Annotated in this window: 14 protein-coding genes and 1 riboswitch; of the genes, 10 read left to right on the plus strand and 4 right to left on the minus strand. The window is 34.7% G+C overall.

The window, feature by feature from the left end; all coding sequences use genetic code 11:
- The 8 genes from pyrF to JCM9152_RS08700 form a co-directional block, all read left to right on the plus strand.
- Positions 1-818, plus strand: an 818-nt coding sequence (pyrF, locus tag JCM9152_RS08665) for an orotidine-5'-phosphate decarboxylase (RefSeq protein WP_035343269.1), incomplete at its 5' end; no start/stop codon positions are given.
- A 286-nt stretch (positions 819-1,104) separates the two neighbouring features.
- Positions 1,105-1,680 (plus strand): recombinase family protein, encoded by a 576-nt coding sequence (locus tag JCM9152_RS08670; RefSeq protein WP_035343477.1) that lies wholly within the window; start codon positions 1,105-1,107, stop codon positions 1,678-1,680.
- Positions 1,681-1,866: 186 nt separating this feature from the next.
- On the plus strand, positions 1,867-2,238 hold the full coding sequence (locus JCM9152_RS08675) for a hypothetical protein (RefSeq protein ID WP_035343272.1): 372 nt from the start codon (positions 1,867-1,869) through the stop codon (positions 2,236-2,238).
- A 432-nt stretch (positions 2,239-2,670) separates the two neighbouring features.
- A riboswitch (cyclic di-GMP riboswitch) is annotated at positions 2,671-2,755 on the plus strand.
- A 75-nt stretch (positions 2,756-2,830) separates the two neighbouring features.
- Positions 2,831-3,550 (plus strand): EAL domain-containing protein, encoded by a 720-nt coding sequence (locus JCM9152_RS08680; RefSeq protein ID WP_052015787.1) that lies wholly within the window; start codon positions 2,831-2,833, stop codon positions 3,548-3,550.
- 36 nt (positions 3,551-3,586) lie between these two features.
- On the plus strand, positions 3,587-3,937 hold the full coding sequence (locus JCM9152_RS08685) for a response regulator (RefSeq protein WP_235715665.1): 351 nt from the start codon (positions 3,587-3,589) through the stop codon (positions 3,935-3,937).
- A 306-nt stretch (positions 3,938-4,243) separates the two neighbouring features.
- The gene (locus JCM9152_RS08690; protein WP_035343275.1) at positions 4,244-4,717 is read left to right on the plus strand and encodes a chemotaxis protein CheW; all 474 of its coding nucleotides are present in this window, start codon (positions 4,244-4,246) and stop codon (positions 4,715-4,717) included.
- Between the two features lie 40 nt (positions 4,718-4,757).
- A complete protein-coding gene (locus tag JCM9152_RS08695; RefSeq protein WP_035343277.1) occupies positions 4,758-6,449 on the plus strand; it encodes a methyl-accepting chemotaxis protein in 1,692 nt (563 codons plus the stop codon).
- Between the two features lie 54 nt (positions 6,450-6,503).
- A complete protein-coding gene (locus tag JCM9152_RS08700) occupies positions 6,504-7,070 on the plus strand; it encodes a hypothetical protein (protein WP_035343280.1) in 567 nt (188 codons plus the stop codon).
- Between the two features lie 568 nt (positions 7,071-7,638).
- Here JCM9152_RS08700 and JCM9152_RS08705 read toward each other — a convergent pair.
- The 3 genes from JCM9152_RS08705 to JCM9152_RS08715 form a co-directional block, all read right to left on the minus strand.
- Positions 7,639-8,709: a serine hydrolase domain-containing protein gene (locus JCM9152_RS08705; RefSeq protein ID WP_148296460.1), complete on the minus strand. Its 1,071-nt coding sequence runs from the start codon at positions 8,707-8,709 to the stop codon at positions 7,639-7,641.
- Between the two features lie 47 nt (positions 8,710-8,756).
- Positions 8,757-9,824 (minus strand): acyltransferase family protein, encoded by a 1,068-nt coding sequence (locus JCM9152_RS08710; protein ID WP_052015789.1) that lies wholly within the window; start codon positions 9,822-9,824, stop codon positions 8,757-8,759.
- 104 nt (positions 9,825-9,928) lie between these two features.
- Positions 9,929-10,492: a helix-turn-helix domain-containing protein gene (locus tag JCM9152_RS08715; RefSeq protein ID WP_035343283.1), complete on the minus strand. Its 564-nt coding sequence runs from the start codon at positions 10,490-10,492 to the stop codon at positions 9,929-9,931.
- A 110-nt stretch (positions 10,493-10,602) separates the two neighbouring features.
- Between JCM9152_RS08715 and JCM9152_RS08720 the strand changes: the two genes are divergently transcribed.
- Positions 10,603-11,337, plus strand: a complete 735-nt coding sequence (locus JCM9152_RS08720) for an AzlC family ABC transporter permease (protein WP_235715666.1) — start codon at positions 10,603-10,605, stop codon at positions 11,335-11,337.
- Entirely contained in the window at positions 11,334-11,639 is a 306-nt protein-coding gene (locus JCM9152_RS08725; protein WP_035343285.1) for an AzlD domain-containing protein, read from the plus strand. The genes JCM9152_RS08720 and JCM9152_RS08725 overlap by 4 nt, the downstream gene beginning before the upstream one ends.
- A gap of 145 nt (positions 11,640-11,784) precedes the next feature.
- Here the strand turns inward: JCM9152_RS08725 and JCM9152_RS08730 are convergent, their stop codons facing one another.
- Positions 11,785-12,366 carry a TetR/AcrR family transcriptional regulator gene (locus JCM9152_RS08730; RefSeq protein WP_035343287.1) on the minus strand — a complete coding sequence of 194 codons (582 nt, stop codon included), beginning with the start codon at positions 12,364-12,366 and terminating at the stop codon, positions 11,785-11,787.
- Between the last annotated feature and the right edge of the window lie 134 nt (positions 12,367-12,500).

Here is a 12,500-nt window from a genome sequence, read left to right on the forward strand (position 1 = left end):
CACAAACAACAGAAAGAATATGTAATGCCATAATAAACTTTAACAAATTAGTAATTGATGAAGTCTGTGATCACGTAGTAGCAGTAAAGCCCCAGCTTGCTTATTACGAAGTATATGGTAGCGCAGGAATTAAAGCTTTAGAAGAAACAATACAATATGCTCGGTCAAAAAACGTAATAGTAATTAACGATGCAAAAAGAGGAGATATCGGTTCAACTTCAAAAGCATATGCACAAGCATTTTTAACCAATGGATCTTTATCAGGTGATATGGTCACTGTAAATCCTTTCTTAGGAAGTGATGGCTACAATCCTTTTATTGAAGTTGCACAAAAAAACAATAAAGGTCTATTTTTGTTACTAAAAACATCAAATCCTTCTTCATTCGAAATTCAGGATTTAAAGCTACAAAATGGTGAAATCTTGTACATGCAAATGGCTCAAGATATAAATGCTTTAGCTGCAGCAACTAAAGGTGAAAATAACTACTCATTTATTGGAACTGTCGTAGGGGCAACCTACCCATCGGACGCAAAAAAAATAAGAGAATTGTTACCACACTCAATCTTTTTAGTACCTGGGTTAGGTGTACAAGGTGGAAGAGCAGAAGATTTAGCTGTCTTCTTCGATGAAAAGGGTCTAGGAGCTGTTATCTCTTCATCCAGAGGAATTACGTATAGCTATTGTTTTAATAAAAAAGATGAAAATTGGAGAAACATTTCAAAAGAACAAATGTCTAAATCTATTGCTGATGCAACCATTACAGCAAAAAAACAGATCAATGAAGTTCGATTCAACACAAACTCCTTAAAATGTTAATCTAAACAATTACTGATAACGAAGATTATGTGAAATAGGCCTACAAATAACTGTGCTTTCTTATTCCTCAATATCAGTTAATAGAAGATTTGTTGATCTTCAACAAACGGGCGCTATTCCGAAGTAACGATAAAAGTCCAATTTCTTAATTTTAATTGAGAAATTGGGCTTTTTATATTTATTTATAGTGCAAAATAGCGCTTAAAATAGGTGCAAAATAACTCCTAAAGTGACAATCATAGTTAAGAGTGTCTCATAAGACGTGTCTCAAAAACGAGGTGAAATTTTGCAGAAAATCGGTTATATACGCGTCAGTTCGACTAGCCAAAATCCTTCAAGGCAATTTCAGCAATTGAACGAAATTGGAATGGATATTATTTATGAAGAAAAAATTTCAGGAGCCACAAAGGATCGTGAACAACTTCAAAAAATGTTAGAGTATTTACAGGAAGGTGACATTATTTATGTTACAGATTTAACTCGGATCACTCGAAGTACGCAAGATTTATTTGAATTGATTGATTTAATACGAAATAAAAAGGCAAGTTTAAAATCACTTAAGGATACATGGCTAGATTTATCAGAAGATAATCCATACAGCCAATTCTTAATTACGGTAATGGCTGGTGTTAACCAATTAGAGCGAGACCTTATTCGTATGCGTCAGCGTGAAGGAATTGAACTCGCAAAGAAAGAAGGGAAGTTTAAAGGACGGTTAAAGAAATATCATAAAAATCACGCAGGAATGAATTATGCAGTAAAGCTATATAAAGAAGGAAATATGACTGTAAATCAAATTTGTGAAATTACAAATGTATCTAGGGCTTCATTATATAGAAAGCTGTCAGAAGTGAACAATTAGTCACTCCTTATTCCATATAAGGCCCCGATTGTGGAGTATCTCTAATTACGTAGTAGACTACATACTGCGCAACAAAGAAGTTGGCGTTTTACAACTGTCAATGAAACATCCCTTTCTTCGGCCATAATATTTTTAGAGGCTGGTGCAACAACCAGAATAGGATTAATCTACCATGAGTGCTTCCCATTGGAAGCAACAGTCTGTGATGCACTGAGGTGTCAGACTATCGGTTGGGCTCTAAGGCAACATAGTGTATCGACCTTCCTTTCCCCAGCCGTAGTAGCAGTATTGACGGTTTTTAAAAAATTTCATCCTCTGTGGTGCAGTGCTGATTTTTGCACTGCATGGGTGGCTAAGGGGGGCTTTAACTCAATAAGGAATACAATTAAAGAGGCTAGATATTCAGGTTTTTATGCCTTTCCTGTATATTTGGGCTCCTTTTCCATTCTTGAACCAAACTGTAATAATTTCATCATTATTTTATTACCAATTACAACACAGATCATCACTATATTTTTTCCGGTTAATTATGAATATTCTTTTATTGATTTAAAGTAACAATCTTACTATTCCGGGGGATTATGAAAAATTACAGGTAAAGAAAAAGAACTGTCGAGTTGAATTCGATGGTTCTTTTTTTATATATTTTCAATATGTCTAGCTCCACCCTTGTTTTCTCGGTGAAATATTCCTCTGCAATGATTATTTTCAAACTCGAATTGGTACTTGAACTTTTTATCTTGAATTCTTTCTTCTTTAAGAGAGTAACCACTCTCCCGAGATTCTGACTTGTGGACTTTCTTTCAAATCAGGACCCATGGGGATTTTCCCGGGTGTTAGAATATAAAATTGTTGATTTTTAAAGGTCTAATTTTATGAGAATCTAGTTACTCAATTAAATATAGGTAAAAAGCCCTGTTTTTTTGCGAAGATTGTCGAATGTATATTCATAATTGTCGAATTATAGTATATTGGTACTAAATTAATAGTTACCGATAATGGCAAACTTATCGAAAGGTAGGGACGCAAAGCCACGGGCCTAAAGCATTAATGCTATGGTAGCCGAGCCACCGAAGAAAAACTAGTCAAAAGGCGACCTAGATTCTTCAGGTCGTCTTTTCTATTTTAATCAATAAGGTGGAGGAGATCATTGTCTATTAAAAATTCAATAAATGAAGGTAAGTTTTTTCACCACTACCAACCTATCCTATCTTTAAAATGTGGTGAGAGGTTAGGTTATGAGGTACTTCTAAGATCTGAACACTATACTAATCCTGAAATTATTTTCAAAGAAGCAATAGAAGAAAAGGTCCTTTATGAATTAGATTCTCATTCTTTATATAAAGGCATATCTACCTTTGTTGCTGAGGGATTTGTAAGAGGAGAAGGGAAATTGTTTTTGAATGTGTTGCCATCAACCATTCTAAATCCAGAGTTTCTTTCCTTTATAAGTCAGAGTGTTGAAGAAAAATTATTAGACCGTCAGGATATTGTACTAGAAATTTCAGAAACAGAAATAATTGAACAACTGGAAGAGTTTATGGAGAAAATCGTTGAATTGAAAAAGGCTGGGTTTACGATCGCGATAGATGATATAGGAAATGGATATTCCAATCTAAAAACAATCATTGAGCTTAATCCCAATTTTTTAAAGCTTGATAGATATTTCTCGAAAAATCTTTCATTATCTACACAAAAGCAAACTATTATAACATTCCTGTTAGCTTATTGTAATCAGCAAGAAAGTCAGTTGATTCTGGAAGGAATAGAAAATAAAGAAGACATGGAAATAGCAAAATCTTTAGATGTTCCAATAGCCCAAGGATACTATCTTGGAAAACCAAGTCTATTAAAGAGAGGTTCAAAATGATTAATTTGGAGTGCCATAATGAGGGGAGCTTAAGGTGTGAAAACGGTAATGATCGCAGATGATTCTTCATTTATGCGAACTAGAATAAGGCAAATTATTGAACAGGATCTTTATTGTGTAATTGCAGAGGCTAGTGACGGAGAAGAGGTAATAAGTAGTTTTAAGGTCTATGCACCAGAAATCGTTTTACTTGATTTAACCATGCCTAAAGTTGATGGGTTAACCGCTCTGAAAGAAATCATGACAATCAATAAGGATACAAAAGTTGTCATATTTTCAGCACTAGCAACAAGTTATACCATTATAGAAGCACTCAGGTTAGGAGCAAAGGATTTTATAGTAAAACCTTACTTTGACGAGCTAGTATCAGCAATAAATAAGCTCTAACTGTTGCCTTAAATTCCTTATAACACATTACTCCAGCTAAGAATCTTACTAACAGTTAAGACATTTCTGACATAGGGTATGTTTCTCACTTTTTGAATTAGTATACAAACAGACTATTTTATTTTAACTTTACGATTGTTGCAAAGGATAGTGACCCTGTTACTGAGCAATGATCCCCGAAATGAAAAAATGTGTAATTGGTGTAAAGTAGAGTCCCTGCTTCTTGCTAATAACGCGTTTAATTCAAGTATGTCTTGAATTAAAGGTATTTTTATTTTTGCAAAATTTAAAGAAAGGGGAATCATAATGGAAAAATATGTTGTAATCAATATTGCTAATCAAGAGTTTGGAATAAATATTCAGAATGTGACATCGATAGAAAAGGTAAGCAATCCCACTTCTGTACCCAATATGGAGAAATATGTTAAGGGGATTGTGAATATTCGAGGTACCATTTACCCTGTTATTGATTCGAGTCAATTATTTTTTAATACATCGACGATCCTTACAGATCAGACCCGATTTATCATGATTAACACCGAAGATGTCGTCGCATGCTTCTTAGTCGATTACGCAAAGGAAATACTAAGCTTTGATAACGATAAAATTAAACCATTTAGTCAAATATCATCTTCATCCTCGGCTTTATTTGAGGGGATTGTTACTATTCAGGAGAGGTTGGTATCAATCATTAATGTGAAAGAAATGATTCATTCACTAGATAATTTTGCGATGATTCAAACTCAGGTTGAACAATCTGCATTGAATCAGTTGAATTAACAATTTACAAATAATTTAACTATTAAAGAGGTGTATTGACATGAAAGTGAAATTAAAATTAGGTACAAAAATTAACTTAATTGTTTTAGCTATCATTCTATCTTTATCAACTATTGTTGGGGTTGTTGTATTTAACGAAATTACAAAAGGTGTTAAGGCGTTTGCTATTGAAAAAGCAAAAGGAGATTTGAGTTTGGCCTATCGATATATCGATAATAAATACCCTGGGGACTGGAAAATTGAGGATAACCTACTCTATAAGGGAACGACTGTCATGAATGAAAATTTCGAAGTGGTAGATAAAATTGGTGACGATACCGGTGATACTGTTACGATTTTTCAGGGTGATACTCGTATAGCAACAAATGTCATGAAAGATGGTAATAGGGCAATTGGTACTCAAGTTTCTCCTGAGGTAGTAGAAAAAGTTTTAAAAAGTGGAGAGGATTTTTATGGAGAAGCTTATGTGGCAGGAAATATGTACCAGACAGCTTATATGCCCATTAAAAATGCAAGTGATGAAATTATCGGGATTTTTTATGTAGGTGCTTCTGAAAAGATTATTGACTCGATCCTGTCTTCTTTCTTAATTAAATTTATTTCAGTGCTAGTCATTATGGTTGTATTATCATCTGTTATCGTATATTGGTTTACTAGGAGAATAAAAAAGAGACTATCAACCATTACTAATGCACTCCAATGTGCAGGGAGCGGAGACTTTACTACCAGAGTGAGCGATAATGCGGGTGATGAACTAAGTGACCTTTCTACAAGCTATAACCAAATGACCGAAAATATAAAAGTAATGATAAACGAAGTAATTGAGACCTCTGAACAAGTTGCGGCTTCCTCTGAGGAATTAACGGCTAGTGCGGAACAAACGAGTCAAGCAACCGAAACGATTACAGAATCCATTCAACAAGTTGCAAATGGAGCAGAGCATGCAACTGCTAGTGTGCAAGAAAGTGCAACAGCATTGGAAGAAGTATCAAAGGGTGTCCAGTCGATCGCAGAAAATGCCTCTACGATATCAGGAGTAAGTTCCCAGGCAACTCAAAAAGCTAAAGAGGGCGAAGAACTTGTCGGCCAAACAGTTCAACAAATTAATGCTATTAGCCTATCAGTTAATGAAAGTGGAGAAGTTATAAAAGTGTTAGATAATCGTTCAAAGGAAATTGGAAATATAACCAAAGCGATATCTGCCATTGCGGAGCAGACTAATTTACTGGCATTAAATGCCGCAATAGAGGCAGCTCGAGCTGGTGAACATGGGAAAGGTTTTGCAGTCGTTGCAGATGAAGTCCGTAAGCTAGCAGAACAATCCCAACAATCTTCTTCACAAATTTCAAGTTTAATTCTTGAAATTCAACAAGATATGGATCGATCTAATAGTTCAATTGAACAAGTAACGATTGATGTGAATATAGGTCTAGATATCGTGCAGCAAACGGAAGGTAGCTTTAAAGAAATTCTAGAGTTTATGGAAAGGCTGGTTGTCCAGATTAATGATATGGCAGCTACAGCAGAAGAAGTTTCCGCAAGTACTGAGGAGGTTGCAGCAACCGTAATGGGTATCACACAGATTGCTACTAATACTTCATCTCACTCTCAAAACGTTGCTGCATCTGCAGAAGAACAGCTCGCTTCAATGGAAGAGATATCTGCATCAGCAAGCTCATTATCAAATATGTCAGAAAGTCTTCAGGAGTTGATTAGAAAGTTTAAAGTTTAAGATGATTTAATTTGACACTTTTACTATTTATAATTATGTAGGAGGTTTAGATACATGAGAAGAAACTGGACAATTGAAGAAGTCACTTACTTAGAAGAGAATGTCGGAAAATTCCAAGTTTCGACAATTGCCCGGAATCTTAATAGAAGTGAACAGTCTGTCCTACTAAAAATGAAAAGATTAGGAATCGCCAATACTAAGGCGCAATTTGGTCTGATCACTGTCGGGGAATTAAGTAAACTATTGAAAATTGAACGGAATATCGTTTGTGGATGGGTCCGTAACCATGGATTAAAATGCATTCAAAAGTCAACTAGAAGTTCGAAAAAGTTTTGGTTTGTAAATCCAATGGACTTCTGGAGCTGGGCCGAACAAAATAAAAGAAAGATAGATTTTTCTAAGATCGAGCCCCACTCCATTCCCCCGGAACCTGAGTGGTTAAAGGTGGAAAGGTCAAAGACAAAAGAAGAATCAATTTATAAAAGTTGGACCACCAAGGAGATAAAGGATTTATTACATCTCATTTCCTTAGGTAAGAGCTACGAGGATGTAGCGAAGAAATTAAGTAGAACAACCACTAGTGTAGAAAGAAAATACACGCGTAGCAGGAAGTATGGCTGATTAGTATTTTTCCTGTGGAAATAGTGAGAAGTTGTAAACCCTTAAAAGGACTTTAAGGTCAGGCTGTCGAGAAACCCTTGACAGCTTATTTTCGTTTATATTCAGGGAGTGGATATCATTTACAAACTTAAAATAGACACTCAGAAAAGAAATAGGTAGTTTAAAAGAAAAGAAATTAGAATTGAGTTGTTTAGCTAACTTGGGATAATATTGAAGAAGAAGTAACAAAACAAAGTGCTGCATAGTACAAGAATACTGTTCAACAAAAAAATTATATTCAACAATCAGGCGCTTTAATTTAGAAATGAAAAAAGCCTAATTTCTTCACAGTTAATTGAGAAATTAGGCTTTTTGATATTGAAATTTCCTTAACGTTGTAAATCCGCATTTTCCTGACGCTACCCCAAATAGAGCAATCTGATCAAACCAGGCATCATTATCATAAGCACCTCCTCGTTATCAAATGAAGGAGGTGCTTATTTATGTCAAAAACCCCATATGACTGGTAGCGTCGTTTTTTCTCTATCCTTTGGCAAAAATGATTAATTTATTTACAGTACAGTTTGCTTTATTTCGTTTGTTTAGCATCTATAATCATTTTTAATAGATGCAAACGTGTATCATCATTCACTTGTCTAAACGTTCGATGGAAAAAACGATCTGAATTTACTTTATGAACAAAAACAAGATCAAGACTCGGTATGATATCAATCGATTGACCATAGCGACCAACAGCCGAGTATAGTCCAAGTGAAGCCCAATCACCTTGATCAGCTACCCACCACATATAACCATAGCCATAATAAGGTGAATTAGGCACATGTGCATGAACAGATGTACTTACATGAACCCAGTCATGAGGAATGATTTGTTGGCCATTCCATACTCCATTTTGTAAATACAACTGCCCAAACCTAGCCATATCTCTTGTTGACATTCGAAAGAGATAGGAGGGGTGTATCGAACGTGAACGCTCATACTTATACATGGCATTATCAAGTGTAAAGTCTTCCATTCCTAGAGGCAGGGCGATCGTTTCATGAAACTGTTCAATTAAATCTAGATTCGTTTGTTGATTATAGATCGTTCCCAGAACATTAAAATCCCAATTATTATAATAAAAATGTGTGCCCGGTTCATAACGTTCTCGACTTGGACGCCTCCATCTCATCCTGAGCGATTCTTCTCCTGCTTGTAAATAAACGCCTGAACGTGACGTTAACAAATCTTCAATCGTTGCTTGTTTTTCGTAATCAGTTAAAGGGATTTGATCACTAATTCCGATATTGCCCAAAGTGTCATCAAGTGAGATCTGTTCTGTTTGTTCAACCTGGATGCCATATAACGCACTAAGGAAACTTTTACGTACAGAGTGGATTTGGCTCACGTCCGTCACATCCCCCCAATGAAATAGAATTTCACCTTTATAAATCGCCATAGCCGACGTTGAGCCAATAGAATAATAGTATTCCTTCGCTCGATTTAAATGTTCGATAGACCAGCCTTTTTCCTCTGGATCTTCTATGATGTTCCACGTTGTTTCAAGAGGCGGAATATATTCAGATGATGGTAAAAAGAAAAGCAAACCGAATGTCACCCCTAATCCTAGTAATACGATCGTTGTTTTCATTGATTTCATAATAACTGAAACGCTCCCTGTCCATTCTAGCTACTATTCATATACAATTATCTTCTAGTCGCTTGATTGATCCTTCCGACAACATACGGACCAAACTTAAATTGATTACAAACATAAATGGTCCAAATGGAGAAAAATAAACTTCCAAAGAATAATAAAATAATCGTAAAAATACCAAAGTCTAGTTGAAATAAATTAATAATCACAATTAAAATCGACATGTACAGTGTATGTAAAAGATAAATGCCGAAAGAATAATCATTAATAAGCAAAAGCCACTTAGGTATTCGTGTCCACGATTGGGTCAAGAGAAGGAGAAATGCAATAATACTTAATGTATGTAGCACCATGTCAACTCGCTTCGAGCTATGAACGGTAAATGTATTACTATGGTATAAATATAGAATAATGGCACCTGTCACAAATGGTGCTATTATAACTACTAATTTGTATTTTTTTAATAGATTAAGGACTTTCTCGTAATGTACCCCGACATAATACGCAACAGCAAAATAGAAAATCCATCCAAAAAAAGGAACCCAATAAAAACGAGTCCAAATATAATCACCGGCTGGTACATCTGCAGGTGGAGTGAAATTGAAAACAGCTAAATATGTAACATTAATAATAAACGTAGTCGTTAAAATCATTCGTGATGAATAACGAGTAAAGTATTTTTTAAATAAAACAAATAACAAATAAAATTGAAAGATAATTAATACAAAATAAGCATGAAAATCACCAATTAATAAATTTAATGACGCCTTTCGAATGAATTCCATTGGAGATATAAGTGCATATGGAGTTGCATACAGAATAGCCATGCAAAAATATGGAATAAGGATAAATGTAAGTCGCTTTCTTAAAAATGATTTTGCATGGACATCACGATTTTCATATTGATACCCTAAAATAAAAGCGGTTATAAAAATAAATGTAGGTGTTCCATAATAAAGAAAGAGATTGACCGAATCTAATATTTGTTGACTTATCCTAGGTAAATTTCGTAAAAACCCGATATATTCCATACCCCACATAATAGAATGAAGCAGGACAATACTTAGACAAGCAATACTACGCAGTACTCCTATTTCTCCAACATAACGTTTTTTCATTTCTATCAACATCTTTCTCAGATAATAAAGTCTACCTAAAAAATTGTATACCCGTTAATAGAAGCGTGCAAACGAAATAACCAAATCACATAACTTTTGAAATCTTATTTTTCTTCATTAGAATAGTACAATATGTTCTGAAAGCTGACAGAACGATCCGTTTCATTACGATAAATGTGAGAGGAATGTGCGATAAAGTGAATCGCATCCTTTTCAGTTACCGTATAAGTCAGATCATTGATCTCTAAAATGAGAGTTCCTTTTGTCACAATAATGTATTCCTCAACGCCACTCTGATGAGCTTCTGACATATGTGTACTGTGTGGCTCCATTTGTATCGTATAAATTTCAAACTGTTTACCTTGTTTAAAAGGAAAGATAGGGTACACATTGTAATGGCCATTTGATTCAGTGATCGGCTCGATTTGCTCAAATGAAACAAGAGCAACATCTTCTTCCTCTTCTTCAAAAAAAGAGGAAAAAGATACTTTCAACCCATTTGCAATTTTCCACAGGACAGACACAGTTGGATTCGAAAGACCACGCTCAATTTGACCTAACATCGCTTTACTAACACCTGTCACATTGGATGCTTGCTCTAAACTAAACCCCTTTGACTTCCGTATCGATTTTAACTTTGCCGCTATTCGTACGTTAATATCATCCATTTACTACACCTTCCTATATTTAATGTTGTGATTATGTAAAAAAGAGAGTATGATGTTTATCATAACATACGAAAATATGTTATATTGTATGTTGTTGAGGAGGAGGAAAAGTGAATAATGCCATATCTATTGACCAAAAGACAGAGTCGCATTTTAAAAAAGGATTAAAAATAGGCATCCCTGTTTCGATCGGATATATACCTATTGCGATAGCGTTTGGTCTTTTAGCTAAATCTGCTCAAGTACCAGATATTGTGACGCTGATGATGTCCTTAATGATATTTGCCGGTGCAAGTCAATTTATCGGAATTAACCTTATGGCAGCTGGAGTCGCATATTGGGAAATTGTTTTTACGACCTTTTTGTTAAATGTACGTCATTTTTTAATGACAGCCTCATTATCACAACGATTACCAAAAAAGACATCAAAGAAAGTACTAGCTATTCTTTCATTTGGAGTTACGGATGAAACATTTAGTGTCGCTTCGACCCAACAAGAAAAAGAGTTGCGCCCAACATTTCTATTAGGCTTAAATAGTATTACGTTCGTTTCATGGAACATCGGGACGTGGATTGGTGTCTTTATAGCTGTTGGTTTACCGACTTCGATTCAATCAAGTATGGGTATTGCTCTTTATTCTATGTTTATCGGATTATTAGTTCCTAGTTTAAAAAAATCAAAAGAAACGATCGTTGTCGTCTCTATTGCCTTGTTCGTCAGTTCATTATTTTATTGGGTTGTACCATATGTTATACAATTGTCCAGTGGGATGCAGATCATCTGCACAACGGTCATTGCTGCATCAATAGGCGCTTTAATGTTTCCTAAGGAGGAAATGAAATGACTGGATATTTCCTATTAGTTTTATGTATGGGTCTCGTAACTTTTATACCTCGAATGTTACCAATGGTTTTTTTACATTCGATCGAATTACCTAACTTTCTACAACGCTTCTTACAGTTCGTCCCATATGCTGTGTTGGCGAGTTTAATCTTCCCAGGAATTCTATACTCCGTTGATCATGTGCCGACTGCTATTATAGGTGGACTTACATCAATCATTCTTGCTATTTTGAGAATGAATTTAATCATTATTGTATTAGGTGGGATCTTTGCTGTATTTATTAGTCATCATTTCTTTTTCTAGAGGCTGGGACAAAAGTATTTTAATAAATGAGTGAAGGACATTCACCGCTCTTAAAAGATACTTCGCTTTTTGCGGGAAACTGATACTTTTGTTATGCTCCAGCCTCTTTCTCGCAATTGGCCATTTATTTTGAATAAAGTCATGATTAATCTTGACCCATAATACCATAAAAGAAAATACGAGTGATATCTTCCGTTAGTGGGAGGATGTGCCGATAAACGTCCTCACGTTGAATGTATTCACTTAACATTTTCAAGTAAAATAATATCGCTTCGTGTGAAAGCTCTGGATTTAAATACCCTTCCTCTTTTCCTTCATTGAAAAGATGAGTAAAATACGGAACTGCTTTTTCTTCATATATTCTCTCAATATAATTACCATCATTTGAATACTCTTTCATTAAATACTCATAAAATTCATGGTGAATTTCATTCGCTACACGTTTTTTACTGAAAATCATTTTTTTTATTTTCTCTGGAAATGGCACATCACTAAAAACCGTCGTTTCAAACTCCTTTAATGCCTCATCAACGTAATAAATAAAAACTTCATTAATTAATGAATGTTTGTTTTCAAAATAATTGTAAATCGTTACTTGAGATACATTCGCTTTTTTGGCAATTTCAGCAATCGAAACTTTTTGAACACCATAAGTCATAAAAAGTTGCTGTGCGGCCTCGAGAATGTTTCGTTTTTTTTGTTCTTTTCGTTTTTGAAAACCGTCCATTTCGTTCACCTCTCATTAAGTTTAATCAATACTATGAAATAAAACAAATCATTCAGTTCAAAACCTCTTGTCAAAAACATATATTTTGTATAATATGAAATATATAAGTTTAAATATTTCATAACTATTTTGAA

It is taken from the genome of Halalkalibacter hemicellulosilyticusJCM 9152 (genome assembly GCF_000513115.1).
In the GTDB taxonomy this organism is placed as follows: Bacteria; Bacillota; Bacilli; order Bacillales; family Bacillaceae_D; genus Halalkalibacter; species Halalkalibacter hemicellulosilyticus.